The organism is Delftia sp. S65 (assembly GCF_016516495.1).
GTDB classification, from domain to species: Bacteria; Pseudomonadota; Gammaproteobacteria; order Burkholderiales; family Burkholderiaceae_C; genus Comamonas; species Comamonas acidovorans.
This window is the reverse complement of the sequence record NZ_JACVUR010000005.1, coordinates 25,394-50,386: the sequence shown is the minus strand read 5'-3', so window position 1 is coordinate 50,386 and position 24,993 is coordinate 25,394. Positions and strand designations below refer to the sequence as shown.

Annotated in this window: 23 protein-coding genes; 16 read left to right on the top strand and 7 right to left on the bottom strand. The window is 70.3% G+C overall.

What is annotated here, in order from left to right; genetic code table 11:
- Window positions 1-56: 56 nt before the first annotated feature.
- From IAE24_RS06540 to IAE24_RS06520, 5 genes are all read left to right on the top strand, one after another.
- Window positions 57-956 (top strand): LysR family transcriptional regulator, encoded by a 900-nt coding sequence (locus IAE24_RS06540; protein WP_192368944.1) that lies wholly within the window; start codon window positions 57-59, stop codon window positions 954-956.
- A 65-nt stretch (window positions 957-1,021) separates the two neighbouring features.
- Complete coding sequence (gene thiL / locus IAE24_RS06535; protein ID WP_199960470.1) at window positions 1,022-1,987, top strand: thiamine-phosphate kinase; 966 nt, start codon at window positions 1,022-1,024, stop codon at window positions 1,985-1,987.
- A gap of 38 nt (window positions 1,988-2,025) precedes the next feature.
- The gene (locus tag IAE24_RS06530) at window positions 2,026-3,678 is read left to right on the top strand and encodes a DUF4139 domain-containing protein (RefSeq protein WP_199960471.1); all 1,653 of its coding nucleotides are present in this window, start codon (window positions 2,026-2,028) and stop codon (window positions 3,676-3,678) included.
- A 130-nt stretch (window positions 3,679-3,808) separates the two neighbouring features.
- A complete protein-coding gene (locus tag IAE24_RS06525) occupies window positions 3,809-4,309 on the top strand; it encodes a phosphatidylglycerophosphatase A family protein (protein ID WP_012202641.1) in 501 nt (166 codons plus the stop codon).
- Between the two features lie 10 nt (window positions 4,310-4,319).
- Window positions 4,320-4,811 carry a CinA family protein gene (locus tag IAE24_RS06520; RefSeq protein WP_199960472.1) on the top strand — a complete coding sequence of 164 codons (492 nt, stop codon included), beginning with the start codon at window positions 4,320-4,322 and terminating at the stop codon, window positions 4,809-4,811.
- Here IAE24_RS06520 and IAE24_RS06515 read toward each other — a convergent pair.
- The 4 genes from IAE24_RS06515 to IAE24_RS06500 all read right to left on the bottom strand — a co-directional run bounded on the left by IAE24_RS06515 (window position 4,792) and on the right by IAE24_RS06500 (window position 8,995).
- Window positions 4,792-5,106, bottom strand: coding sequence for a helix-turn-helix domain-containing protein (locus IAE24_RS06515; protein ID WP_012202639.1), 315 nt, complete (start codon window positions 5,104-5,106; stop codon window positions 4,792-4,794). The genes IAE24_RS06520 and IAE24_RS06515 overlap by 20 nt on opposite strands.
- 33 nt (window positions 5,107-5,139) lie before the next feature.
- Window positions 5,140-5,964: a YecA/YgfB family protein gene (locus IAE24_RS06510; protein ID WP_013804727.1), complete on the bottom strand. Its 825-nt coding sequence runs from the start codon at window positions 5,962-5,964 to the stop codon at window positions 5,140-5,142.
- Between the two features lie 271 nt (window positions 5,965-6,235).
- Complete coding sequence (locus tag IAE24_RS06505; protein ID WP_199960473.1) at window positions 6,236-7,378, bottom strand: acyl-CoA dehydrogenase family protein; 1,143 nt, start codon at window positions 7,376-7,378, stop codon at window positions 6,236-6,238.
- 48 nt (window positions 7,379-7,426) lie between these two features.
- Complete coding sequence (locus IAE24_RS06500; protein ID WP_199960474.1) at window positions 7,427-8,995, bottom strand: AMP-binding protein; 1,569 nt, start codon at window positions 8,993-8,995, stop codon at window positions 7,427-7,429.
- A 162-nt stretch (window positions 8,996-9,157) separates the two neighbouring features.
- Here IAE24_RS06500 and IAE24_RS06495 point away from each other — a divergent pair, with 162 nt between their 5' ends.
- From IAE24_RS06495 to IAE24_RS06480, 4 genes are read left to right on the top strand one after another with little or no spacing between them, the layout of a single operon-like run.
- Window positions 9,158-10,345: a thiolase family protein gene (locus IAE24_RS06495; protein ID WP_199960475.1), complete on the top strand. Its 1,188-nt coding sequence runs from the start codon at window positions 9,158-9,160 to the stop codon at window positions 10,343-10,345.
- A 22-nt stretch (window positions 10,346-10,367) separates the two neighbouring features.
- Window positions 10,368-11,147 carry an SDR family NAD(P)-dependent oxidoreductase gene (locus IAE24_RS06490; protein ID WP_199960476.1) on the top strand — a complete coding sequence of 260 codons (780 nt, stop codon included), beginning with the start codon at window positions 10,368-10,370 and terminating at the stop codon, window positions 11,145-11,147.
- Window positions 11,148-11,187: 40 nt separating this feature from the next.
- Entirely contained in the window at window positions 11,188-12,150 is a 963-nt protein-coding gene (locus tag IAE24_RS06485) for a Bug family tripartite tricarboxylate transporter substrate binding protein (RefSeq protein ID WP_013804732.1), read from the top strand.
- Window positions 12,151-12,171: 21 nt separating this feature from the next.
- Window positions 12,172-13,296 (top strand): CaiB/BaiF CoA transferase family protein, encoded by a 1,125-nt coding sequence (locus IAE24_RS06480; protein ID WP_199960477.1) that lies wholly within the window; start codon window positions 12,172-12,174, stop codon window positions 13,294-13,296.
- A gap of 1 nt (window position 13,297) precedes the next feature.
- Here IAE24_RS06480 and IAE24_RS06475 read toward each other — a convergent pair whose 3' ends face one another.
- Window positions 13,298-14,080, bottom strand: coding sequence for an IclR family transcriptional regulator (locus IAE24_RS06475; protein ID WP_012202623.1), 783 nt, complete (start codon window positions 14,078-14,080; stop codon window positions 13,298-13,300).
- 194 nt (window positions 14,081-14,274) lie between these two features.
- On the opposite strand from IAE24_RS06475, the gene IAE24_RS06470 reads away from it, so the two are divergent.
- A complete protein-coding gene (locus IAE24_RS06470) occupies window positions 14,275-15,099 on the top strand; it encodes a hypothetical protein (protein ID WP_013804734.1) in 825 nt (274 codons plus the stop codon).
- Between the two features lie 41 nt (window positions 15,100-15,140).
- Here the strand turns inward: IAE24_RS06470 and IAE24_RS06465 are convergent, their stop codons facing one another.
- Window positions 15,141-15,962 carry an IclR family transcriptional regulator gene (locus tag IAE24_RS06465; RefSeq protein ID WP_199960478.1) on the bottom strand — a complete coding sequence of 274 codons (822 nt, stop codon included), beginning with the start codon at window positions 15,960-15,962 and terminating at the stop codon, window positions 15,141-15,143.
- 160 nt (window positions 15,963-16,122) lie between these two features.
- On the opposite strand from IAE24_RS06465, the gene IAE24_RS06460 reads away from it, so the two are divergent.
- From IAE24_RS06460 to IAE24_RS06435, 6 genes are all read left to right on the top strand, one after another.
- Complete coding sequence (locus IAE24_RS06460) at window positions 16,123-17,103, top strand: Bug family tripartite tricarboxylate transporter substrate binding protein (protein WP_034389537.1); 981 nt, start codon at window positions 16,123-16,125, stop codon at window positions 17,101-17,103.
- 27 nt (window positions 17,104-17,130) lie between these two features.
- Window positions 17,131-19,503, top strand: coding sequence for a cytochrome P450/oxidoreductase (locus tag IAE24_RS06455; protein ID WP_198820662.1), 2,373 nt, complete (start codon window positions 17,131-17,133; stop codon window positions 19,501-19,503).
- 417 nt (window positions 19,504-19,920) lie between these two features.
- Entirely contained in the window at window positions 19,921-20,472 is a 552-nt protein-coding gene (locus IAE24_RS06450; protein ID WP_034389533.1) for a GNAT family N-acetyltransferase, read from the top strand.
- An 87-nt stretch (window positions 20,473-20,559) separates the two neighbouring features.
- On the top strand, window positions 20,560-21,081 hold the full coding sequence (locus IAE24_RS06445; protein ID WP_199960479.1) for a sigma-70 family RNA polymerase sigma factor: 522 nt from the start codon (window positions 20,560-20,562) through the stop codon (window positions 21,079-21,081).
- Complete coding sequence (locus tag IAE24_RS06440; protein ID WP_199960480.1) at window positions 21,078-22,049, top strand: FecR domain-containing protein; 972 nt, start codon at window positions 21,078-21,080, stop codon at window positions 22,047-22,049. Before IAE24_RS06445 ends, IAE24_RS06440 begins: the two co-directional genes overlap by 4 nt.
- Window positions 22,050-22,156: 107 nt before the next feature.
- Entirely contained in the window at window positions 22,157-24,613 is a 2,457-nt protein-coding gene (locus IAE24_RS06435; protein WP_199960481.1) for a TonB-dependent siderophore receptor, read from the top strand.
- A gap of 61 nt (window positions 24,614-24,674) precedes the next feature.
- On the opposite strand, the gene sugE is transcribed toward IAE24_RS06435, so the two are convergent.
- Entirely contained in the window at window positions 24,675-24,992 is a 318-nt protein-coding gene (gene sugE, locus IAE24_RS06430) for a quaternary ammonium compound efflux SMR transporter SugE (protein WP_012202617.1), read from the bottom strand.
- Between the last annotated feature and the right edge of the window lies 1 nt (window position 24,993).

The window sequence follows — 24,993 nt, the reverse complement described above, 5'->3', positions numbered from 1 at the left end:
GCAAGGGCTGCTAATCTGTGAAATCGATTATTCGGATCAACTCATCCAAAAAACAGATGAATATCTCCTCCCGCCAGCTCGATGCCTTCATCGCCCTGGCCCAGCTCAGCAGCTTCACCCTGGCCGCGCAGCGCTGCCATCTGTCGCAGCCGGCCTTCAGCGCCCTGATCAAGGGGCTGGAAGACGGCGTGGGCGTGCGCCTGTTCGACCGCAGCACGCGCCACGTGGCGCTGACGCAGGAGGGGGCGCAGTTCCTCGATGCCGCGCAGCGCATACGCGCCGACCTGGGCGATGCCGTGCACGGCCTGCGCGAGGCGGCGGCGCTGCAGCGCGGGCGCGTGTCCATCGCCCTGCTGCCTTCGCTGGCGGCGGCCTGGCTGCCGCCCGTGCTGGCGCTGTTCCATGCGCGCCATCCGGGCATACAGCTGCAGGTGTCGGACCTGCTGTCCGAGTCCTGCATCGCCCAGGTGGCCTCGGGCCAGGCCGACCTGGCGCTGGCCGCCATCCGCGCCGACACCGAGGAGCTGCAGGCCGAATGGTTCTGCGCCGACCGTCTGCACCTGGTCTGCCGCGCCGACCATGCGCTGGCGGCCCTGCCCGCGCCGACCATGGCCGACCTGCGGGACCAGCCCTTCATCCAGCTCGCCCGCCACAGCAGCGTGCGCCAGTACCTGGAATCGCAGGAGCAGGCCCCGCCCCTCAACACCTTGCTGGAAGTGGAGCACCTGGCCACCGTGATGGGCATGGTGCGCGCGGGCCTGGGCATCAGCGTGGTGCCGGCCCTGGCGCTGTTCCACTTCGTGCAGCCTGGCCTGGTGACGCGCCCGCTGGCCGATGCCGACCGCCGGCGCGACCTGTACCTGGTGCGCAGGCGCCAGCGCAGCCTGTCGCCGGCCGCCCAGGCCTTCCACGCGCTGGCGCTGGAGCATCGGCCCGGTGTGGGCGAGACCACCTGATACGGGGCAGCACGAACCTCGCAGCACAATAGCCCGATCGCCAAACGCATCCGAAAGCCGCCACCGTGGGTGAATTCGACCTGATCCGCCGCTTCTTCCAGCGCCCCGTGCGCCGCGCCGCCCTGGGCGTGGGCGATGACTGCGCCCTGCTCGCCCCGGCGCCGGGCATGCAGCTGGCCGTCTCCAGCGACATGCTGGTCGAGGGCCGGCATTTCTTCGCCGACGTGGACCCGCGCCTGCTGGGCCACAAATCCCTGGCCGTGAACCTGTCCGACCTGGCGGCCTGCGGCGCGCGCCCGCTGGCCTTCACCCTGGCCCTGTCCCTGCCGCGTGCCGATGCGGCCTGGACCGAGGCGTTTGCGGCCGGCCTGCTGGCCCTGGCCGACGCCCACGGCTGCGAGCTGGTCGGCGGCGACACCACCCAGGGGCCCTTGAACATCTGCATCACCGTCTTCGGCGAAGTGCCGCCCGGCCAGGCCCTGCTGCGCAGCGGTGCGCGCGCGGGCGACGACATCTGGGTCAGCGGCAGCCTGGGCGATGCCCGCCTGGCGCTGGAAGCCCTGCTGGGCCACACCACCCTGCCACCCGGCACGCTGGCCGCCGCGCGCCAGCGCCTGGAAGCGCCCACGCCGCGCGTGGCCCTGGGCCAGGCGCTGCGCGGCATTGCCAGCAGCGCGCTGGATGTGAGCGACGGCCTGCTGGGCGACCTGGGCCACATCCTCGAGCAATCCCGCGTGGGCGCCAGCCTGGACACGCGCCTGGTCACGCCCCTGCTCGATGCCGGCCGGCACACGCCCCTGGCCATCGACCTGCTGCACCAGTGCACCCTGTCCGGCGGCGACGACTACGAGCTGTGCTTCACGGCCCCGGCCGACCGGCGCGATGCCGTGCAGGCCGCAGGCCGCGCCAGCGCCACGCGCGTGACGCGCATAGGCTGCATCGAGGCCCCGCCCGGCCTGCGGCTGATCGGCCCGGACGGAGCGGCCATGGCGCCCCGGTGGACCTCATTCGACCACTTCGCTGCGGCCTGACGCCGCGCCAAACCACTTTCATCCGAGAAGGACTGCCCATGGTTCAACGCTCCGCCCTGCCCGCCCTCTCTGCCCTGGCCGCCGCCTGCTTCCTGCTGGCAGGCACCCCGGTCCAGGCCCAGGCACAAGCCCAGGAAGCCACCGTCGCCCGCGCCCCCATCGCGCGCGTCACCCTGTATGCGGGCGTGGCCTCGGTGGAGCGCACGGCGCGCATCACGGCCGCCACGCGCCAGCTGGTGTTCGAGTGCCTGCCCGGCTCCATCGACCCGCAGAGCCTGCAGGTCAGCGCCGATGCCGGCGTGCGCCTGGGCGACTACAAGCTGCAGTCGCAGCCGCGCGAACTGGCCTCCAAGGCCTGCGCCAGCCCGCTGGAGCAGCAGATCCGCACGCTGGAAGACCAGCTGGCCGCGCTGGAGGCCGACGAGTCCGCCGCCAAGCTCGTGGGCGACTACCTGCAGGGCCTGGCCAAGCCCGGCGATGACGCCAAAGCCCCCGCCCTGCCCGCCGCCAGCCAGCTGGGCGCCGCCACCGAGGCGCTGCGCAGCACCAGCCGTGGCAACACGCTGCGCGCCCACCAGATCCTGCGGCAAAAGCAGGCGCTGCAGGAGCAGCTCAGGCCGCTGCAGCTCGAACGCGACCGCACGGGCGCAGGCAACGCCCAGGTGATGAAGGTCACCGTGCAACTGGCCAGCCCGGCCGATGCCAATGTGCAGCTCACCTACCAGGTGCGCGGCCCGAGCTGGCAGCCCACCTACCGCGCCCAGCTGGACCCGGCCAAGGGCACGGTGGCCATCGAACGCCTGGCCCTGGTGGCCCAGAACAGCGGCGAGGACTGGAGCCAGGTGCAGCTGCTGCTGTCCACGGGCCAGCCTTCGCGCAGCACGCAGGCGCGCCTGCCCAATCCCTGGACGCTGGATGTGGAACGGCCCCGCCCCGTGGCCGCCATGGCCCCTGCGGCAGCGCCGGCCCCGGCGGCCCCTGCGATGATGCTGGAGCGCGCCCGCAAGCCCGGGGCGGCCGGCGAGGCCGCCGAACTGCCGGTGCTCGATGTCGCCAGCCTCAACACCGCCTACGCCACGCAGTTCTCCGTGCCCTACCGCATCAGCGTGCCCTCCAGCAGCGAGCGCGTGACCCTGGCCCTGGGCTCGCAGAACCTGCCGGCCACCCTGCTCACGCGCACGGCGCCCGCCGTGGAAGAGGCCGCCTACTTGGTGGCCCAGCTGGCCGTACCGGCCGGTGTCTGGCCCGCAGGCCCCGTGGCCCTGTTCCGCGATGGCGCCTTCGCCGGCCAGGGCCGGCTGGACTTCGGCAACGCCGCCGCGCTGGCCCAGGGCCTGTCCTTCGGCCGCGATGACAAGGTGGTGGTGCGCAACCTGCCCGTGGACTCGGCCACGGGCAGCGGCGGCCTGCTCAGCAGCAGCACCGAACGCCAGGTCACGCGGCGCTTCCAGGTGGACAACCGCCATGACCGCGCCATCGAACTGCAGGTGGTGGACGCGGCACCCGTCTCGCGCAATGAGCAGATCCGCGTGCAGTCCCAATACAACCCGCAGCCGGCCACCACGCGCTGGAACGACCGTAACGGCATGATCGCCTGGCAGCAGCCGCTGGCCGCTGGCGCCAGCGCCAGCTTCGAGGCCCGCCACCAGATCCGCCATCCGCAGGATCTGGCGGTCGAAGAGCGTCAGTGAAGCACCAGGGCCGCGCTTATGATCTCGCCCCATGAGTGACGCGCCGCTGCGGCCGGAGGTTTCCGGCGATCCTGCTACCCCCACCTTTGCCTCTGCGGCGCGCCCACCGGAAGGCCCGCCGCAGGGCGGCATGGCTCGCCCCACGCTGGAATTCATGATGTCCCACCCGGCCCACTTCATCGCCATGGGGCTGGGCTCGGGGCTGGGGCGCATCGCGCCCGGCACCGTGGGCACGCTGTGGGCCTGGCTGTCCTTCCTGCTGCTGCAGCACTGGTTCACGCCCCAGCAGATCGGCCTGCTGATCGCGGGCAGCATTCCCCTGGGCTGGTGGGCCTGCACGGTCACGGCGCGCCACATGCGCGTGGCCGACCCGGGCAACCTGGTCTGGGACGAGATCGTGGCCTTCTGGCTGGTGCTGTGGCTGGTCATGCCCACGGGCTTCTGGGGCCAGCTCATCGCCTTTGCGCTGTTTCGCTTCTTCGACGCCGCCAAGCCCCAGCCCGTCAAATGGGCCGACCGGTGCTTCAAGGGCTTCGGCTGGCGCGGCGGCTGGGGAATCATGTTCGATGACCTGGTGGCCGCCTTCTGCACGCTGCTGGTCATCGCCCTGTGGCGCCATTTCATTGGCTGAAGGAGCTGGCATGAGCGCATCCAACGAACTCGTCGAAACCCTGGCAGGCCTGCTGCTGCAGCGCGGCTGGATGCTGGCCACGGCCGAGAGCTGCACGGGCGGCATGATCGCTGCGGCCTGCACGGACCGCGCCGGCTCCAGCGAATGGTTCGAGCGCGGCCTTGTCAGCTACTCCAACGCGGCCAAGCACGACCTGCTGGGCGTGCCCGAGGCGCTGATCGCCGAGCACGGCGCCGTGAGCGAGCCCGTGGCGCGCGCCATGGCCGAAGGCGCCATCGCCCACTCACGCGCGCAGTGCAGCGTGGCCGTGACAGGCGTGGCCGGGCCGGGCGGCGGCAGCGCCGCCAAGCCCGTGGGCACGGTCTGGTTCGGCTGGAGCGTGTACGGCACCACGCACAGTGAATGCCTGCGCTTTGACGGCGACCGCGCCGCCGTGCGCCAGGCCACCATGGTCCATGCCCTGCAGCGCCTCAATGCGCTGATCAGCGCAAGGCTTTTATGAGCCGGTGCGCGATCTCCTGCAGCGGTGCAGGCAGGGCGCGGTAGCTTTCCAGCAGGCGCTGCTCGTCCACGGGCAGCGGCGCGTTGTCGTCTTCCAGGCCGGCCGTCAGCTCCAGCGCCGTGGTCTGCAGCGCCAGGGCCACGCGGGCCAGGGTGTCGTTCTTGAGGGTGCGGATGGCCCCCGATTCGATCTGCGACACGGCCGAGGCCGTGATGCCCGCCGCCTCGGCCAGCCGGCCCTGGGTCATGCCCAGTTCGGCGCGGCGGGCGCGTATGCGTTCACCGATATGTCTCATGGCCCGTGCATCCAAAGCCTGTGGCGCGGACGCTCAGGCGCCGTGGCACTTCTTGAACTTCTTGCCGCTGCCGCAGGGGCAGGGGTCGTTGCGGCCCGGCTGCTCGCCCTTGACGATGGTTTCCTGGCGCGGGCCCATGCTCTTCCAGATCTGGCGCAGGTCGTACAGCGCCCAGATGGCCTCGCCGAACTGCTCCACGCGCTCCTGGCTGGTGCTGGCGGGGCCGTCCTCGTCGTACATGCAGACTTCGGGCTTGCCGGTGTCGTCCTCGGTCAGGGCCACGACGGCGTTGAGCGCCTCGTTGAGCCAGCCGGCGGCTTCCTTGTCGCGCGGGGCGGCCCATTCCTCGGCCCAGTTCTCGACCACGAACATGAAGCCCAGCGCCCAGATCTGGCCGAACGAGGGAATCTCGCCGTCATCGGGACGCTCTTCCTCGGGCAGCGACAGGATGGCGCCGCGCATGTCCATGGCCTCGGGCTGGAAGGTGCGGTCGTCTTCCAGCGTCTTCACGTCGGCGTCCAGCTGGGTGCGGATCTCGTCCATGCGCAGGCCCACCAGCTCCAGAAAGCGCGCCTGCTGCGCCGCGTCCTTGAACACTTCCATCAGCGGCAGCGGCTGGCCCTCGGCCACCTCCAGCGTGCCGCCGTCGCCCAGCAGCATGGGCAGCCACTCGGCGGCCGGGACCTCGCGGCGCGTGCAGATCAGCGCCGTCAGGAAACCGTCGCAGAACTCCCACTGCGGAATCTCCTCGCCGCGCGTGCGCAGCTCGTCGAGCAGATCGTCGAGTTCCTCCAGCGCCTCGGGCGTCAGGGCAGGCTCGTCGGGCAGGGCGGTGGCTTCGTGGGCGTCGTTGGACATGGCGGAAATCTCTAGGGAAAACAGGGGGAAGGAACCGGCCACGGCCAGCCCCTCGAATGAATGGCCCGCAGTGTAGCCGCGCCGCCATGTCCGTGGCGCCCGGTCGGAACTTGCCCCCGAAAGCCCAGCCGCCCCGATCGCCCGTGGCCCCTGAGACGGGCGCGGCCCAAAGCCAGGGGCGCCGAGCAAGAGCCGCCTCGCGGCGATGGCGCCGTCCTCCTCCCTCGCGAAGCGAGTAGAGAGGGGGAAGCCGCGCAGCGGCTCAGGGGGTTCAAAGAGTCCTGGCGATGATCTCCTTCATGATCTCGTCACTCCCCCCGTAGATTCGCCCTATGCGCGCATCGGTCCAGGCGCGGCCGATCTGGTATTCGGTCATGTAGCCGTAGCCCCCGTGCAGTTGCAGGAATTCGTCGAGCAGGCGGTTTTGCAGCGCCGTGGCATTGAGCTTGACCATGGCGGCGCGGTCGGGGGCGAGCGCGCGGCGCAGGTGCAGGGCGATGCAGTCGTCCACGAAGACGCGCAGCATGGTGGCCTTCGCCTTGGCCTCGGCCAGCTTGAAGCGCGTGTTCTGGAAGTCGAACACCGGCTGGCCGAAGGCCTTGCGCTCGCGCGTGTAGGCAATGGTCTTGTGCAAAAAGGCCTCGATGGAGGCAGCGGCGCGCACGGCCACCACCAGGCGTTCCTGGGCCAGTTCGTGCATCAGATACCTGAAGCCCGCGTTCTCCTCGCCCAGCAGGTGGTCGGCCGGCACGCGCACGTTGTCGAAGAACAGCTCCGAGGTGTCCTGTGCCATGAGGCCGATCTTCTCGAGCTTGCGGCCCTTGGAGAAGCCGGGCATGCCGTCCTCGACCACGATCAGGGACACGCCCTTGGCACCCATCTCGGGCGCGGTCTTGGCGACGACGATGACCAGCTCCGAATTGATGCCGTTGGTGATGAAGGTCTTCTGGCCGTTGAGCACGTAGTGGTCGCCCTCGCGCCGCGCCGTGGTGCGCACGGACTTGAGGTCGCTGCCCGCGCCGGGCTCGGTCATGGCGATGGCGCCGATCAGCTCGCCTGCGGCCATGCGCGGCAGCCAGCGGTCCTTCTGCGCCTTGCTGCCATAGGCATGGATGTAGGGCGCGACGATGTCCGAATGCAGCGGAAAGCCCAGCCCGCTGGCGCCCGTGCGCGCGATCTCCTCCAGCAGCACGGCCGCATGGCCGAAGTCGCCGCCGCCGCCGTAGGGCTCGGGCAGCATGGGGTTGAGCAGGCCTTCGCGTCCGGCCTTGCGCCAGACCTCCTTGGGCACGATGCCCTGGCGCTCCCATTCGGCATGGTGGGGGACGATCTCGCGCTCGAAGAAGCGGCGGGCCTGCTCGCGGAACTGTTCATGGTCTTCGCGGTAGACGGAGCGCTCGGTCAGGTCTTGCATGGGTCGGTATCCGATGGTTGTCGGTGAGGAAAGACGGTGAGGGGCCGTTCAGGCGCTGCGCAGGTTGAAGCCCGCGTGCGGCTGCTCGCGCAGCCTGTCCTTGAGCACGCGGCGCAGCAGCTTGCCCGTGGGCAGGCGCGGCAGCTCGTCCACGAACTGCAGGCGCTGCGGGCGCTTGAGGCGCGACAGCGTGGCGCCGGCCTCGGCGACGATGGCGCGCGCCATCTCGGCGCTGGCCGCATGGCCCTGGCGCAGCACGACCACGGCCATGGGCTGCTCGCCGAAGTCGGGCTCGGGCACGCCGACCACGGCCACCTCCTGCACGGCCGGGTGCGTGGCCAGCGCGTTCTCTATCTCCTGCGGATAGAGGTTGACGCCGCCCGACAGGATGAGGTCGGCCCGCCGGTCGCTGAGGAAGAGGTAGCCCTCCTCGTCCACATGGCCCAGGTCGCCGTAGGTGGCCCAGCCACGCTCGTCGATGGCCTCGCGGGTCTTGGCGGGATCGTTGAGGTAGGCGAAGGGCGCCACGTCCGAGAAGAACACGCGGCCGATCTGGCCCGCAGGCAGCTCCTGCCCGTCGTCGCCCACGATGCGCAGCCGCCCGTAGCTGGCGCGGCCCACCGAGCCTGGGCGCCGGCGCCATTCGGCGGAGTTGATCAGGGTGATGCCGCAGCCTTCGGAGCCCGCGTAGTACTCCAGCAGGATGTCGCCCCACCAGTCCAGCAGCGCCTGCTTGACGGCCACCGGGCAAGGCGCGGCCGCATGGATGGCGCAGCGATGGCTGGACAAGTCATAGCCGTGCCGCACCTCCTCGGGCAACTGAAGCAGGCGGCCCAGCATGGTCGGCACCCACTGGCTGTGGGTGATGCGGTAGCGCTCGATCATGGCCAGCGCCTGCTGAGCGTCGAAGCGCGCCGTGATCACCACCGCGCCGCCGCCGTCCAGCGTGCGCAGGCAGTAGCGCAGCGGCGCTGCGTGGTACAGCGGCGCGGGCGAGAGGTAGACCGCGTCGGCATCAAAGCCCATGTTGCGCTGCCAGGCCAGGAATTCGGGGTCGGCCTGCGTCCGGTAGAGCGCCGCCGGCAGCGCCTTCTTGATCCCCTTGGGCCGGCCCGTGGTGCCGGAGGAGTACAGCAGGTCGCGCCCCAGCGGACGGCCCGACAGGTCGATGGGCGCGGGCGCCTGCGCGCGCCAAGCGGCCAGGGCATCGGCCAGCGACGGCAGGCCCGTGGATGCGCAGTCTTCTCCGTCCACCGAATGCACGGTGGCCGCCAGCGCGGCCGGCAGCTGCGCCGCCGTGGCGGCCGAGGCAAAGACATGGCGCGCCCCGCTGTCGCCCAGGATGTAGGCCACCTCGGGCGCCGTCAGGTGGGTGCTGATGACCACCGCGTACAGGCCCGCCAGGCGCGCGGCCAGCACCAGCTCCAGGATCTCCACGCGGTTTTCCATCAGCACGGCCACCGTGTCGCCGGCCGCCAGGCCCTGCCCGGCCATCCACTGCGCCACCTCGCGCGAGCGCTGCGCCAGCGCGCCCGCCGTGTGCTGCTGGCCGCTGTCGCCCATGGTCAGCGCAACGCGGTCGGGCCGGGCATCGGCCCAGCTGTGAAAGTCATGCACGCCTGTCTCCTTTGCTTTTTTGAATCCGCCGTCTCGAATTCATCGGGTTTTCAGCAAGTATTTTTGTTTACGTTCGGTTTTTCATCCGGGAAAACGCTTTGTTCAATGCAAATTTCGAGACTTATCATTCATTTCATGAACCTCCAGTCTCATTAAATCCGCATGAACACTCCTGTCATCGTCGATGCCATCCGCAGTCCCATGGCCCGGGCCAAGCTCGATGGCGCCCTGGCCCAGCTCCACCCCGTCGATCTGCTCAGCCAGGTGCTGGAGCAGCTCGTGCAGCGCAACCGCATCGACCCCGGCGCGGTGGACGATGTGATCACCGGCTGCGTGAGCCAGGCCGGCGAGCAGGCCGGCACGCCGGGCCGCCTGGCCTGGCTGGCCGCAGGCCTGCCGGCCCATGTGCCGTCCACCACCATCGACCGCAAGTGCGGCTCCAGCCAGCAGGCCGTGCACTTTGCCGTGCAGGCCATCATGTCGGGCACGCAGGACATGGTGATCGCCTGCGGCGTGGAGTCCATGAGCCGCGTGCCCATGGGCAGCTCGCGCATGGGGCAGAACACCACGGGCGCACGCTTCGATGCGCGCTTTGCGCCGGGGCTGGTGGGCCAGGGCGTGTCGGCCGACCTCGTGGCCGCGCGCTGGGGCCTGGGACGCGAGGAACTGGATGCCTATGCCGCGCGATCGCACCAGCGCGCCCATGCGGCCCAGTCGGCCGGGCACTTCGAGCGCGAGATCGTGGGCATCACCACGCCTGCCGGCCTCGTCACGGCCGACGAGACCATCCGCCCGGGCACCACGGCGCAGAAGCTGGGCGCGCTCAAGGCCGTGTTCCAGAACGACGAGCTGTCGGCGCGCTTTCCGCAGATCCGCTGGCACACCACGGCGGGCAATGCCTCGCAGATGACCGACGGCGCCAGCGCCATGCTGCTGATGAGCGAGAAGCGCGCCCAGAAACTGGGCCTGCGCCCGCGTGCGCGCTTCGTGGCGCTGGACGTGGTGGGCGACGATCCGTTGTACATGCTCACGGCCCCCATTCCCGCCACGCGGCGCGTGCTGGCCAAGGCCGGCATGCGGCTGGAGCAGATGGACCACTGCGAGATCAACGAGGCCTTTGCCTCCGTGCCGCTGGCCTGGCTGAAAGAGCTGAGGGAACTGGGCGCCGACCCCGAGCGGCTGAACCCGCGCGGCGGCGCCATCGCCCTGGGCCATCCGCTGGGCGCCTCGGGCATCCGCCTGATGACCACCATGCTGCACGCGCTGGAGGACAGCGGCGCGCGCTATGGCCTGCAATCCATGTGCGAGGCCGGCGGCATGGCCAACGCCACCATCATCGAACGCCTGTGAGCCAGGCACGGGAGACACATCCATGCAACTGCAAGAGAACATGACGGCCCTGGTGACAGGCGGCGTATCGGGCCTGGGCGAGGCATCGGCCCTGGCGCTGCTGGAGCGCGGCCTGAACGTGGTGGTGGCGGACCTGAACGAGGACCGCGGCGCGGCCATGGTGGACGCCGCCCGCCAGCGCCACGGCAGCCGCCTGCGCTTCGTGAAGGCCGACGTGGCCGACGCCGACCAGATGGCCGCCGCCATTGCGGCCGCCGAGGACTTCGGCGAGTTCCGCGCCCTGGTGCACTGCGCGGGCGTGGGCGGGCCGCTGCGGCTGGTGGAGAAGGACGGCAGCCCCGGCTCGCTGGACAAGTACACGGGCATCGTGCGCGTGAACCTGATCGGCACCTTCAACACGCTGCGCCTGGCCGCCGCCAGCATGGCGCGCAACGAGCCCGTGCAAGGCGAGCGCGGCGCCTGCGTGCTCACGGCCTCGGTGGCGGGCTATGAGGGGCAGATCGGCCAGATTCCCTATGCGTCGGCCAAGGCCGGCATTATCGGCATGACCATCGTCGCCGCGCGCGACCTGGCCACGCGCATGATCCGCGTGTGCACCATTGCGCCGGGCCTGTTCGACACGCCCATCCTGGCCAAGCTGCCCGACAACATCCGCCAGTCGCTGGCCGCCTCCGTGCCCAACCCCGCACGCCTGGGCCACCCGTCCGAGTACGCGCTGACCGCGCTGCACATTCTTGAAAATCCCATGCTCAATGGCGAGACGATTCGCCTGGACGGCGCCATCCGCATGAGTCCTCGCTGAGAAGCGCCCTGGCCCAGCACACGCGCGGAGAAGAAACACCATGTTCAAACGTCTCACGCTGGCGGCTGCCGCCTGGCTGTGCGCCACGGCCGCCATTGCAGCCGACGCCTGGCCCACCCGGCCCATCACCCTGGTCGTGCCGGGCGCGGCCGGGGGCTCCACCGACATTCCCGCGCGGCTGCTGGCGCTCAAGCTGGGCGAGCGGCTGGGCCAGCCCGTCATCGTGGACAACAGGCCCGGCGCGGGCGGCTCCATCGGTGCCAGCCAGGTGGCACGCGCGCAGCCGGACGGCTATACGGTGCTGGTGGGCAACACGGGCTCCAACGCCATCAACTACACGGCCTACAAGAAGCTGCCCTACAGGCCCGAGGACTTCGTGGCGCTGACGGACATGATCTCGTTTTCCAACGTGCTGGTCGTGCCGCAGGCATCGCCGGTGCGCTCGCTGGAGGATCTGCTCAAGGCCGCGCGGCAGGCGCCGGGCAAGCTGTCGTTCTCCTCGGCCGGCGTGGGCCAGACCACGCACCTCATGGGCGAGCTGCTGCGCGAGCGCACGGGCGTGGACGTGGTGCATGTGCCCTACCGCGGCTCGGCACCGGCCACGGCGGCCATCGTCTCGGGAGAGACGCAGTTCATGTTCGACAACCTCACGGCCTCGCTGGTGCATATCAAGGCGGGCAAGCTGCATCCCATCGCCGTGACGGGCGCGCAGCGCGAGCCCGAGCTGCCCAACGTGCCCACCACCACCGAGCTGGGCCTGCAGGACTTCGACAAGGTCGGCTGGATGGGTTTCTTCCTGCCCGCGCAGACGCCGCCCGCCGTGGTGCGCAAGCTCACCGACGGCCTTGTCGCCGTGCTCCGAGACCCCGAGGTGGCGCGCCGCTACCGCGAGCTCGGCGGCCGCCCAGGCGGCATGCCGCAGGCGCAGTTCACCCAGCTGGTGGACAACGACCGCAAGAGCTGGGGCGCGCTGATCACCAGCCGCCAGCTGCAACTCGACTGAACCGATTTCGACGGAGACGCCATGAAGGTGCTGGACAGCGTGCGCGTGCTGGAGATTGGCGGCATCGGCCCGGGGCCGTTCTGCGCCATGCATCTGGCGGACCTGGGGGCCGATGTGATCTCCATCGTGCGGCCCGAGGCGGAACCCGCCGCCACCTCAGCCACCTCCGCGCTGTCGCGCGGCAAGCGCTCGGTGTTCGCCGATCTCAAGTCGCCCGAAGGACGTGACCTGGTGCTGGCCCTGGTGCGCGATGCCGATGCGCTGATCGAAGGCATGCGGCCCGGCACCATGGAGCGCCTGGGCCTGGGACCCGAGGCCTGCCAGGCCCTCAACCCGCGCCTGGTCTATGGCCGCATGACGGGCTGGGGCCAGGACGGCCCGCTGGCCCAGGCAGCCGGCCACGACAACAACTATGCGGCCGTCTCGGGCGCGCTGTGGGGATGCTCGCCGGCCGATGCCCGGCCGGTCTCGCCCTTTGCCACACTGGGCGACATCGGCGGCGGCGCCATGTACCTGATGACGGGGCTGCTGGCCGGCATCGTGCAGGCACGCGCCACGGGTCGCGGCACGGTGGTGGACGCGGCCATCGTCGATGGTGCGGCGCACATGCTCAACCTCATGCTGCATGCGCGCCAGCGCGGGCTGGTGGCCGACGAGCGCGGCGACAGCATCCACGACAGTGCGCCGTTCTACGAAACCTATGCCTGTGCCGATGGCGGCTTCATCACCGTGGGCGCCATCGAGCCGCAGTTCCACGCCCTGCTGCTGGACAGGCTGGGCCTGGCCGGTGCCGCAGCGTTCCAGGGCCCGCAGTGGGACCGCGCCGCCTGGCCGGTGCGGCGCGCGCAGCTGCAGACGCTGTTCGCCTCCCGGCCCCGCGCGCACTGGCAGCAATTGCTGGAGGGCAGCGATGCCTGCTTCGGCGCCGTGCTCAGTCCCGTGGAAGCAGCCCGCCACCCGCACCTGCAGGCGCGCGGCGTCTACCTGCAGCCCGAAGGCGGCGCCCTGCAGGCCAGCCCCGCGCCACGCTTTGACGGCCAGGCCTATGCACCGGGTCCTGCGAATGCCGCAGGCTCCGATACCGCCAGCGTGCGGAAGAAGGTGAGCGCAGGGCGAGCGCAAGAGGTCTGGCGCAGCGCCCGCTGATTCACGAGAGGCTGGAGGCGCCCAGCATGCCTTCGACCAGGCGCACCAGCGTGATCAGGCGCGGCCCGGCATCGCTTTCCAGCGCGCGGCTCTGCGGGCTGTAGATGGGCAGGGAGACCGAGAACACCCAGTACTCGCCGTCCTTGGCCGTGGACATGGGCACGGCAATGGACTGGATCTCGCGATGCAGGTCGCCGTGGCTGCGGCAAAAGCCGTGCTCGGCCAGGTCGCGCCGCGCATCGTCGAGCCGCTCGCGCAGTTGCTGGGCGCGTGCGGGATCGTCGGCCTGCAGTTCCGCGATGAAGGCTTCGCGCTCGGCCTCGGGCAGGCTCAGCAGGTAGGCGCGGCCCGTGGCGGTGCGCGACAGCGAGATGTGCACGCCGATCTCGGGCAGGAAGACCTTGTTGGTCAGGCCGTTGGCCAGCTCCACCAGGCACAGCTGGCGGCCATGGCCCACGGCCAGCTGGATCTGGCCCTCCAGGTGATTGGCCAGCTCCTGCATGTGCGGCCGCGCGAACTGGCGCATGTGCATGCGCGCCAGCACGGGCGAGGACAGGTTCAGCAGCCCCACTCCCGGCACGTACTTGGACAGGCGCTCGGAGTAGCGCATCAGGTTCAGTTCGCACAGGGTGTCGATCAGGCGGAACAGCGTGGGCTTGGGCAGGCCCGTCATGTCCATCAGTTCACGGGCGCTGAGTTCCTGGTGCTTGTTGGAAAAGCACTGCAGCACGGAGATGCCGCGCACCAGGGCGGCCACCAGCTTGCCACTGTCTTCTGTGTTCATGAATGGTTTTCGGCACTGCTAAAGATGAAACGATTGTCTCAATTTTCCGGCTGCCGGGCGGCAAATCCACCGGCCTTGCCGCAGTGCAAACCCTGGCGCCACCACCGGCCGGCGCAAGCGGCAAGTCCTGGCACGGCACAATTGCCGCATCCGGCTGGCGTTGCGCGCCAGCCACTCACTTTCCAGAGCCTGCCGTGTCCGAACCGTCCTCCGCCGTCCCGCCTCCCGAGCCGCCAGACTACGACGCCTTTTTGCGCGCCCATGTGCTGAGCCAGCCCCTGAGCATCCAGCGCTATGACCGGGAAGACGAAACCATCTGGGTCAAGCGCGCGGGCGCCAGCAACCCGGCATGGCGCTATCGCGCGCTGGCCCTGCTCGCCTTGTGCCTGCGCCTGCCCGTGCTGCGGCCCGTGCCCAACCCCGGCGGCCACGAAGCCATCCGCACCGAGGTACGCCGCCTGCGCCAGCTCGCGCAGCGCGGCCTGCGCGTGCCTGCCGTGCTGGCCGAGTGCGAGGACGGCTTTGCCATGCGCCACCTGGGCAGCCCCGGCGTGGAGGCGCCCTCGCTGGGCAATGCCATGGAAGCCGCCCTGCCCCGGGGCGATGGCAGCACGCTGGCGCTGTGGCTGCAGGGCCTGCAGACCCTGCAGCAAGTGCATGGCAGCGGCGACTGCCTGAGCCAGGCCTTTGCGCGCAACATGGTCTGCTGTGCCGACGGCGTGATCGGCTTCATCGACTTCGAGGACGACCCTGCCGCCCACCTGCCCCTGGCGCTGTGCCGCGTGCGCGATGCCCTGTGCTACGCCCACTCCACGGCCTGGATACTGGAGCAGGCCGGCGCCATGCCGGCCGCGCGCACGGCCTGGCAGGATTTCGTGCAGTCCATGGAACCCGAGACCCGTGCCCTGATGGCGCGCACCGTGAAACAGCTGGCCTGGGTGCGCCGCCTGCCCGAAAGCCGCCGCCTGGGCCGCGACATGCAGCGCGTGCGCATGGCCTACACGCTGGTGACGCCGTAGCGGCAGCGGGCTGCAGGCCTCAATCGGGCCTCAGCCGGGCCTCACCGGAGATGGCCCAGCGAGGCGCTGACGCGCGCCGCTTCGACGCGCAGGGCCCGGGCCACCGCGCCCTGCGGGTCCGGGTCGAAGCCGCCGCTGGCGCCCAGCGCGCACAGCACGCCCACCACATGGCCCGTGTAGTCGTGCAGCGGCGCCGCCACGGCGCTGATGCCCGGCAGGTTGACGTCGCGCACCGAGGCGCAGCCCGCAGCGCGGATCTCGCGGCGCAGCGTGCCCAGCGGGTCCGCGCCATCGAGCAGCGCGCGCCGCGCGGCCGGCGCCTCGGCCAGCTCCCGGGCCAGCAGCGCATCCACGCGGGCATCGTCGTCCATGAAGGCGAAGAAGGCGCGCCCCGTGGCCGACCACAGCAGCGACATCACCGAGCCCACGCGCACATTGACGGTGACCGGCAGGCCCGGCTCCTCGAAGCGCACGATGGTCGGCCCCAGGTTGCCCATCACAGCCACGAAGCTGGTGACCTGCAAGGCCTCGCGCAGGTGCAATAGGGCCGGCTCGGCCAGGCGGATGGGGTCGGACTGCCGCATGGCGGCCAGGCCCACGCGCATGGCCTCGGCCGCCAGCGCGTACTGCGTGCCGCCACGGTCCTGCTCCACCAGCCCCTCGGCCATCAGGCTGGCCAGGTAGCGGTGGACCTTGGCCGGGCTTTCCTCCACCGCGCCCGCGATGGCTGTGAGGCTGGCGCGTCCGCCCAGCGTGGCCAGGGCCTTGAGCACGGCCAGGCAGGTCTCGGCGGCCTGCACGCGCTGGCGCCTTTCGCGCGGCGGCGCGGGCTCGTCGATCTCGGAGGCAACAGTGGAAGTCATGGCGGCAGGGCGGGTCTGGAAAGGCCTGTTTTAAGGGCTGGCGGGGCATTGTGCCGCAGCTTGCGGGTAATCCCGGGCGGTGTTTTTACGCAATGCGTAGAAAAATTACGCAAAACAAGATTCCATGGATTCCACCCAGGCCTCACCGGAGACAAGCCCCATGCACAAGCGCCTTTTCCTCACCACACTGGCCGCAGGCCTGCTATCGGCCACCGCCCTGCCCGGCGCGCTGGCACAGGACGGATTCCCCAGCAGGAACGTGCGCTGGATCGTTCCCTACGCGGCCGGCGGCGGCTCGGACTTCCTGGCCCGCACCATAGGCCAGGCCTGGGGCGGCCAGGTGCACCAGCCCATCGTGGTGGACAACCGCCCGGGCGGCAACACGGCCATAGGCGCCTCGGAAACCGCGCGCGCCGCCGCCGATGGCTACACCGTGCTGTCGGCCGACAACGGCACCCTGGTCTTCAATCCCGTGCTCTACAAGAGCCTCAGCTACAACCCCGCCAGGGACCTTGCGCCGGTCACGCTGATGGGCCGCTTCCCGATGATCCTGGTGGCCGGCCCCGGCATGGCAGCGGCCACGGCCAAAGACTTCCTGGCCCAGGCGCGCACCAGCAAGGACGGCGTGAACTACGCCTCGGCCGGTGCCGGCAGCCCGCACCACCTGGCCATGGAACTGCTCAGGGTGGAGGCCGGCCTGAAGCTGGTGCACGCGCCCTACAAGGGCGCGGCACCGGCCCTGGGCGACGTGGCTGGCGGCCAGGTGCCCGTGATGATGGTGGACCTGGCCGCGGGCGCAGGCTTCATCAAGGGCGGCAAGGTCCGCCCGCTGGCCGTGGCCAACGCCACGCGCCTGCCCCAGTTGCCCGACGTGCCCACCTTCGCCGAGCTGGGCCTGCCCAAGGTGCAGGCCGCCGCCCTGGTGGGACTGGTGGCGCCCGCCAGGACCCCGGCCCCGGTCATCGCGGCCCTGCACAGGCAGGTCGTGGCCGCGATCAACGAGCCCGCCGTGCGCCAGAAGCTCGTGGATTTCGGCGTGGAGCCCGTGGGCAATACGCCCGAGCAGTTCGCCGCGCTGCTGGCCAGCGAAAGCACGCGCTGGCACCAGCTGATCCGCGACCAGAACATCACTTTGGATTGACCCTCCGCGCCTGCCTGCGAACCTGCCATGACTGCCTCCGCCGCCTCCAACGCCGCCCCGTCCACCTCTGCGCCAGCCTCCGCGCGCTGCCCCTTCGACCACCGCCAGCCCAGCGGCCAGACCGGCCCCACGGGCTGCCCCGTCAGCGCGGGTGCCGCGGCCTTCGACCCGTTCAGCGACGGCTACCAGCAGGACCCGCCCGAATATGTGCGCTGGGCGCGCGAGCAGGAGCCGGTGTTCTACAGCCCGCAACTGGGCTACTGGGTGGTCACGCGCTTCGACGACATCAAGGCGGTGTTCCGCGACAACATCGCCTTCAGTCCCTCGATCGCGCTGGAGAAGATCACGCCCACGGGCGAGGAGGCCAATGCCGTGCTGGCCTCCTACGGCTTCGCGCTGAACCGCACCCTGGTCAACGAGGACGAGCCCGCCCACATGCCGCGCCGCCGCGCGCTGATGGACCCGTTCACGCCCGAGGAGCTGCGCCACCACGAGCCCATGGTGCGCGAGCTGGCGCGCGCCTATGTGGACCGCTTCATCGACGACGGCCGCGCCGACCTTGTGGACCAGATGCTGTGGGAGGTGCCGCTGACCGTGGCCCTGCACTTTCTCGGCGTGCCCGAGGAGGACATGGACAGGCTGCGCGAGTACTCGATCGCCCACACCGTCAACACCTGGGGCCGCCCCCGGCCCGAGCAGCAGGTGGCCGTGGCCCATGCGGTGGGCAACTTCTGGCAGCTGGCCGGCAAGGTGCTGGCCAAGATGCGCGAGAACCCCGATGCGCCGGGCTGGATGCAATATGGCATACGCAAGCAAAAGGAGCTTCCCGAGGTCGTCACCGACTCCTACCTGCACTCCATGATGATGGCCGGCATCGTGGCCGCGCACGAGACCACGGCCAATGCCACGGCCAACGCCGTCAAGCTGCTGCTGCAGCATCCCGGCGCCTGGAAGCAGATCTGCGAGAACCCCGCGCTGATCCCCAATGCCGTGGAGGAATGCCTGCGCCACAACGGCTCGGTGGCCGCCTGGCGGCGCCTGGCCACGCGCGACGTGGTGATCGGCGGCGTGGCCGTGCCGGCGGGCTCGAAGCTGCTCATCGTGACCTCGTCGGCCAACCACGACGAGCGGCATTTCGCCGATGCCGACTTCTTCGACATCCACCGCGACAACGCCGGCGACCACCTGACCTTCGGCTATGGCTCGCATCAGTGCATGGGCAAGAACCTGGCGCGCATGGAGATGCAGATCTTCCTGGAGGAGTTCACGCGCCGCCTTCCCCACATGCGGCTGGCCGAGCAGCGGTTCACCTACGTGCCCAACACCTCGTTCCGGGGCCCCGAGCACCTGTGGGTGGAGTGGGACCCGGCCCTCAACCCCGAGCGCGCCCGTCCCGCCCTGCTGCAGGCGCGCCAGCCCGTGCGCATCGGCGAAGCCCTGCAGGGCGGCGCCAGCCGGCCCATGGTCGTGGCCGAGGCCGAGGCCGCCGCCGAAGGCGTGCTGCGCCTGCGCCTGAAGGCCGCCGATGGACACGCCCTGCCGCGCTGGACGCCGGGCTCGCACATCGACCTGCAATGCGGCGACACGGGCCTGTCACGCCAGTACTCGCTGTGCGGCGACCCGCAGGACACCGGCAGCTACGAGATTGCCGTGCTGCGCGAGGCCAACGGCCGTGGCGGCTCGGCCTGGGTGCACGAGCATCTGCACCGCGGCGCCACCGTACAGGTGCGGGGCCCGCGCAACCATTTCCCGCTGGACGAAGGCGCCAGCCACCTGATCCTGGTGGCCGGCGGCATCGGCATCACGCCCATCTCGGCCATGGCACGGCGCGCCAGGGCGCTGGGCCTGTCCTATGAAATCCACTACAGCGGCCGGCGCCGCGCGGGCATGGCGCTGCTGGCGCCGCTGCTGGCCGAGCATGGCGCCAGGCTGCATCTGTACGTGGCGGAGGAAGGCCGGCGCGCCGACTACGCCGCCCTGCTGGCCACGCCGCGCGCCGGAGCCCGCATCCATGCCTGCGGACCGGCGCGCCTGCTGGACGGCCTGGAGGCCGCCAGCCGCCACTGGCCCGAGGACAGCCTGCGCGTGGAGCATTTCGTCTCCACCGTGGGGGCGCTGGACCCTGCCAGGGAGCAGGGCTTCGAGGTGGAACTGCGCGCCTCGGGCCTTGTGCTGCAGGTGCGCAACGACCAGACGCTGCTGGACGCCCTGCGCAGCGCGAAGATCGAAGTGCAAAGCGACTGCCGGGAAGGGCTGTGCGGGTCCTGCGAAGTGCCCGTGCTCGACGGCGAGGTGGACCACCGCGACATGGTGCTCACGCGCGGCGAGCGAGCGGCCTGCACCAAGATGATGAGCTGCTGCTCGCGCGCCAGGAGCGGCAGGCTGGTGCTGGGCCTGTAGCCAGGGCTACAGGGCAGCCCGGCGCCCGCAAGCCCGGCGCCCAGAAACACAAAAGCCCCAAGGCCATCATCGGCAATGGGGCGATCGCATCGGTGGGCGCGCTTCAGGGCGCACCTGCCTCCAACCGGATTACTGGTTGGCGATTTCGAGCTCGGCGTTGCGGGCTTGCTGGATGAAATCGATCAGGGAATAGATTGCTTGGCGCATGGTGAACTTCCTTACTGAGACGCTCAACAATCACTGGCGGCATGCATCTCAAGTGCCGCGAATGCCGGGAAAACCCTCTAAGCGTTTACCCTAGGTCTAAGTATAAACCACTAGATCCGCCCGTGCAAAGGCACAGTTGTAAGCGCACGTCAAGATTCCGCAGAGGAGCCCAACTGCGTCCCAATGTCAGGCATGGGATGATTCAGGCTTATGACCGCGCCTTCCGTTTCCCTCGCACCCTGGCACATAGAGCCGCTGAACCCGGCCGAGGCGCCGTGGCCGCTGCTGCTGTCGGCGGATCCGTCGCGGGAGAAGGTGCGCGGCTATCTGGCGGGCTCCACCTGTTTTGCCGCGCGCGAGTCCTTCCAGCGCGAAGGCCAGCCGCCGCGTCCCGGCGGGCGCGGCGAGGTATTGGGCATGTGCGTGCTGGTGCCGCTGCGCGCCAGCGGCGATGAGGCCTCAGGCCCACCCGCCTGGGAGCTGATGAACATCGCGGTTGCGGAATCGCTGCACCACCGGGGCCTGGGCAGCGCCCTGCTGCGGCGTGCCATCGAATGGGCGCGCTCCCAGCGAGCGCCGCGCATCGAGGTCGGCACGGGCAGCTTCGGCGACCAGCTGGTCTTCTACCAGCGCGCGGGTTTTCGCGTGACGGGCATAGACCGGGATTTCTTCCTCAGGCACTACACCACCCAGCTGTGGGAGCGCGGCGTGCAGCACCGCGACATGCTGCGCCTGACGCTGGAGCTGGGCACGGGCCGCTGAGGGCCTCGCGGGCGAGGTGAATCACGGGGAGTGAGGGCATGGCGTGATAATTGAGACGCATTCCCATCCCATCACCTGTCCTGCCGCATGCCCGCCCATTCCCTGCCGCCACCTCCCGTCGCCGTGCTCTACGCAGACCACCATGGCTGGCTGCAAGGCTGGCTGCGCCGCAAGCTGGGCGACACCGCACAGGCGCAGGACCTGACGCACGACACCTTCGTGCAACTGCTCACCACCCGCCACCTTCCACCGCTGGACAACCCGCGCGCCTACCTGACCACCATGGCCAAGCGCACGCTGTTCTCCTTCTGGCGCAGGCGCGACCTGGAGCAGGCCTACCTGGAGGCGCTGGCGGCCCAGCCCGCCATGCACATGCCCTCGGAAGAGGAGCGCTATGCCATCGTGCAGGCGCTGCAGGCCGTGGACCGCGTGCTGCAGTCGCTGCCACCCACCACGCGCCGCGTGCTGCTGCTCAATCAGTTGCACGACATGCCTTACCGCGACATCGCGCTGCGCCTGGGCATTGCCGAGATCACCGTGCGGCGCCACATGGGCCGCGCCATAGCCGCCTGCTGCGCACTGGACTGCGCAACGGCGCTGCCGCAATGAGTGCCACCTCGGCCGCCGCCCTGCGCCAGCAGGCCATCGCCTGGCTGGTGGAGTCGCGCTCGGGAGCCATGACCGAGCACCAGCGCAAGGCCCTGGACCGTTGGCGACAGGCCGACCCGGCCCACGAAGCCGCGTGGTCCCAGGTGAGCGGCTCGCTGGAGCGCGTGCTCCAACCGCTGGCGCCCCACACCTCCAGCCATGCGTCAGCCGATGCAGCGCTGAACGCACTGCTGCAGCCCGACCGCCGCCGCAGGCGCATTGCGGGCGGCGCACTGGCCTTTGCGGGCGCGGCCCTGGGAGGCTTGGTGGCCCACCGCTTCACGCCGCTGCCCGGCCTGCTGGCCGATGCCCATACCGCCACGGCCGAGCGGCGCAGCCTGGAGTTGGCCGACGGCAGCCGGCTGCTGCTGGACGCGCGCAGCGCCATCGATATCGACCTGGGCGCCGACCGCCGCCGCGTGCATCTGCGCCAGGGCGCGCTGATCGCGCAGGTGCCGGCCGGCAGCCCCTTCACCGTGCAGACCCGGCATGGCCAGGCCCAGGTGCCGGCAGCGCACGGCGCGCGCTTCATGGTGCGCCAGCAGGAAGAGCGCACGCAGGTGGCCGCGCTCGCGCAGGACGTGGACCTGCACACACGGCTGGGCGCACAGTCCCCGCTGCAGGCCGGCGCCAGCGCCTGGATGGACGGGGCCGCCATTTCCGAGGCCCTGGCGCGCGCCGAGGCGGCAGCGGCCTGGCAAAGCGGCATGCTGGCCGTGGACGATTGGCCGCTGGACTCGGTGGTCGAAGCCCTGCGGCCTTACCGGACCGGCCTGTTGCGCGTCGCCCCTGCCGCCTCCCGGCTTCGCGTGCTGGGCACCTTCCCGCTGGACGATACCGACCGTGCGCTGCAGGCGCTGGCCAGCAGCCTGCCCATCCGCGTGACGCGCTATCGCGGCGGCTGGCTGACGCTGATCGATGCGGCCTGAGGCCCGGTCAACGCGGGGCTCCAAAAAAACTGCGCCAGGGGTGATCACATCCGGCCCGCTCGCGCGACATGTCCTGTGTCATCCCCCATTCTCCGGAGTCCACAAGCATGTCCCGCTCTCTTTTCGCATGGCGCCCCGTGGCCCATGCCGCAGCCCTGGCCGCCCTCATCGCCACCCTGCCCGCCCAGGCCCAGACCGCCCAGGAGGCCGCGGTAGCCTCCGGCGCCGAAGCCGCCCAGCGCCAACGCTATGACCTGCCAGCCGGGCCGCTGGCCCGGACGCTGCTGGCCATTGGCCAGCACAGCGGCCGCACGCTGTCGCTGGACCCCGCCCTGGCCTCGGGCAAGCAGGCGCCGGCGATCCAGGGCAGCTACACGGCGGAGCAGGCGCTGCAGGCCGCGCTGGCCGGCAGCGGCCTGGTGCTCACGCGCGATGCCCAGGGCGTGCTCGGCGTGCGGCCAGCGCCCCAGGCCAGCGCCCTGCCTGCGTCGGCAGCGCCTTTGCCGGAGCAAGGCATCGGCCTGGCCACGGTGACCGTGTCCGGCAAGGCCCCGGGCTCGACCACGGAGGGCACGGACTCCTACACCACGGCATCGTCCAGCAGCTCCACGCGCCTGAACCTGGCTCCCCAGGAGACGCCCCAGGCGCTGACCGTGATGACGCGCCAGCGGCTGGAGGATCTGGGCACCACGCGGCTCAGCGACATGCTGGAGGCAGCGCCCGGCATCATCGTCACGCGCGACGGCCTGGGTGCCGAAAGCGACGGCTACTGGTCGCGGGGTTTCGAGATCCAGAACTACGAGATCGATGGCGTGCCCACGGCTGCGGGCCTGAACCAGTACACCCAGCACATGGCCATGTACGACCGCGTGGAGATCGTGCGCGGCGCCACGGGCCTCATCAGCGGCATGGGCAACCCCTCGGCCACCATCAACCTGATCCGCAAGCGCCCCACGGCCAGGCCCCAGACGCAACTCAATGTCGATGCCGGCAGCTGGGGACGCCGAGGCGCGGGCCTGGACATCTCCCGCCCGCTGAACCAGGACGGCTCGGCCCGCGCGCGCCTGGTCGCGGACTACCAATCGGGCGATGCCTGGCTGGAGCGCTACCACCAGGACTCGCGCCTGCTGTACGGCATCGCCGAGGTCGATCTCGACGACCGGACCCTGTGGACCGTGGGCTTCAGCTACCTGCGCAACGATGTGGATGCGCCGATGCGTTCGGGCCTGCCGTCGCGGTTTCCGGACGGCAGTGCCACCCGGCTGCCCCGCGCCCTGAACGGATCGCCGAACTGGTCGTACAACAACCATGAGCAAAGCGGCTTCTTCACCTCCATCGAGCGCGAGCTGAGCGGCGGCTGGACCGGCAAGGTCGAGTACGCCTACGGCCAGGACCGCTACGACTCGGTCTACACCTACCTCAACGGCACGCTGCAGGCCGATGGCAGCGGCACCAGCCTGCTGCCCGTGCGCTTTCAGGGCCAGCCGCGCCAGCACAACCTCGACATGTACCTGACCGGCCCGCTCAAACTGTTCGGCCGCGAGCACGAGTTGATCGCCGGCCTGACGCTGTCGCGCTTCGAGGACAAGGGACCCACCTCCGGCAGCTGGCTCTACGACTACTCCGACTCGGCCGCAGGCCGCATAGACAACCTGTTCACCTATGACGGCAGCAATCCCGTGCCCGACTTCGCGGCCAGCGGCCGGTTCTCCACCAAGGAGCACCAGTACGCAGGCTATCTGACCGGACGTTTCCGCATCTCCGAGCCGCTGCGCCTGATCCTGGGCAGCCGCCAGATCTACTGGGGGCGCGACACCGCCAGCACGCCGGACACAGGGGAAGCCACCACCACCCGCGCCCGGGAAAACGGCGCCTTCATCCCCTACGTGGGAGCCGTCTACGACATGACGCCCCAATGGGCGCTGTACGCCAGCTACACCAAGATCTTCAATCCCCAGGCCTCCTGGGTACGCGACGAGAACAATGCCACGCTGGCGCCCATGGAAGGGCGGGGACTGGAGGTCGGCATCAAGGGCAGGCACCTGGACGGCAAGCTCAACTCCAGCCTGGCCCTGTTCAACCTCAAGCAGGACAACCTGGCGGTGTGGCAGGCGCAATTCCCGGGCAGCAATGTCTACAAGGCCGAGCAGAACACCACCTCCCAGGGGCTGGAGGTGGAACTGAGCGGCGAGCTGGCGCCGGGCTGGCAGGTCTCTGCCGGCTATGCCAACACCCTGACCACGAATGCAGAGGGCCAGCGCATCAACACCATGCTGCCGCGCAACAGCGTCAAGCTCTTCAGCAGCTACCGCCTGGGCGGCGCACTACAGGGGCTGACACTGGGCGGCGGAGTGAACTGGCAAAGCGAGGTAGGCGACGCCACGGTGCGCCAGGCCAGCTATGCCGTGGTGAACCTGATGGCACGCTATGACATCGACCGGCACTGGAGTGCGTCGGTGCACCTGAACAACGCGCTGGACCGCAAGTACTTCAGCTACGCGGGCTACTACAGCCACTACGGCACGCCGCGCAATCTGATGGTGGGCGTCAAATACCGCTTCTGAGCCAGGTTCTGAGCCCGGTCCCCGACCTCCTGCCGGCCTGGCCGGCAGGGGGCGGCCCCGCTCAGTCCGAGGACAGCTTCATCAGCACCAGGCCCGAGACGATGAGCACGGCCGCGCCGATGCGCATGGCGCTGACCTGCTCGCCCAGGACCGTGATGCCGACCAGGAAGGCGCCCACGGCGCCGATGCCGGTCCAGATCGTGTAGGCCGTGCCCAGCGGCAGGCTGCGCATGGCCACGGCCAGCAGGCCGAAGCTGGCGATCATGGTGACGATGGTGATGGCGCTGGGCACCAGCCGCGTGAAGCCGTGCGATTGCTTCATCGAGAACGCCCAGACCACTTCGAGCAGCCCCGCCACCAACAGATAGACCCATGCCATG

Excerpts from the sequence above, each read along its gene's own strand:
- IAE24_RS06460 (WP_034389537.1), top strand. The coding sequence starts at position 16,123 with ATGCACAAGCGCCTTTTCCTCACCACACTGGCCGCAGGCCTGCTATCG.
- IAE24_RS06465 (WP_199960478.1), bottom strand. The coding sequence starts at position 15,962 with ATGACTTCCACTGTTGCCTCCGAGATCGACGAGCCCGCGCCGCCGCGC.
- IAE24_RS06530 (WP_199960471.1), top strand. The coding sequence starts at position 2,026 with ATGGTTCAACGCTCCGCCCTGCCCGCCCTCTCTGCCCTGGCCGCCGCC.
- IAE24_RS06510 (WP_013804727.1), bottom strand. The coding sequence starts at position 5,964 with ATGTCCAACGACGCCCACGAAGCCACCGCCCTGCCCGACGAGCCTGCC.
- IAE24_RS06505 (WP_199960473.1), bottom strand. The coding sequence starts at position 7,378 with ATGCAAGACCTGACCGAGCGCTCCGTCTACCGCGAAGACCATGAACAG.
- IAE24_RS06435 (WP_199960481.1), top strand. The coding sequence starts at position 22,157 with ATGTCCCGCTCTCTTTTCGCATGGCGCCCCGTGGCCCATGCCGCAGCC.
- IAE24_RS06445 (WP_199960479.1), top strand. The coding sequence starts at position 20,560 with ATGCCCGCCCATTCCCTGCCGCCACCTCCCGTCGCCGTGCTCTACGCA.
- IAE24_RS06525 (WP_012202641.1), top strand. The coding sequence starts at position 3,809 with ATGGCTCGCCCCACGCTGGAATTCATGATGTCCCACCCGGCCCACTTC.
- IAE24_RS06475 (WP_012202623.1), bottom strand. The coding sequence starts at position 14,080 with ATGAACACAGAAGACAGTGGCAAGCTGGTGGCCGCCCTGGTGCGCGGC.
- IAE24_RS06490 (WP_199960476.1), top strand. The coding sequence starts at position 10,368 with ATGCAACTGCAAGAGAACATGACGGCCCTGGTGACAGGCGGCGTATCG.
- IAE24_RS06515 (WP_012202639.1), bottom strand. The coding sequence starts at position 5,106 with ATGAGACATATCGGTGAACGCATACGCGCCCGCCGCGCCGAACTGGGC.
- IAE24_RS06495 (WP_199960475.1), top strand. The coding sequence starts at position 9,158 with ATGAACACTCCTGTCATCGTCGATGCCATCCGCAGTCCCATGGCCCGG.
- sugE (WP_012202617.1), bottom strand. The coding sequence starts at position 24,992 with ATGGCATGGGTCTATCTGTTGGTGGCGGGGCTGCTCGAAGTGGTCTGG.
- IAE24_RS06520 (WP_199960472.1), top strand. The coding sequence starts at position 4,320 with ATGAGCGCATCCAACGAACTCGTCGAAACCCTGGCAGGCCTGCTGCTG.
- IAE24_RS06540 (WP_192368944.1), top strand. The coding sequence starts at position 57 with ATGAATATCTCCTCCCGCCAGCTCGATGCCTTCATCGCCCTGGCCCAG.
- IAE24_RS06480 (WP_199960477.1), top strand. The coding sequence starts at position 12,172 with ATGAAGGTGCTGGACAGCGTGCGCGTGCTGGAGATTGGCGGCATCGGC.
- IAE24_RS06455 (WP_198820662.1), top strand. The coding sequence starts at position 17,131 with ATGACTGCCTCCGCCGCCTCCAACGCCGCCCCGTCCACCTCTGCGCCA.
- IAE24_RS06440 (WP_199960480.1), top strand. The coding sequence starts at position 21,078 with ATGAGTGCCACCTCGGCCGCCGCCCTGCGCCAGCAGGCCATCGCCTGG.
- IAE24_RS06485 (WP_013804732.1), top strand. The coding sequence starts at position 11,188 with ATGTTCAAACGTCTCACGCTGGCGGCTGCCGCCTGGCTGTGCGCCACG.
- IAE24_RS06450 (WP_034389533.1), top strand. The coding sequence starts at position 19,921 with ATGACCGCGCCTTCCGTTTCCCTCGCACCCTGGCACATAGAGCCGCTG.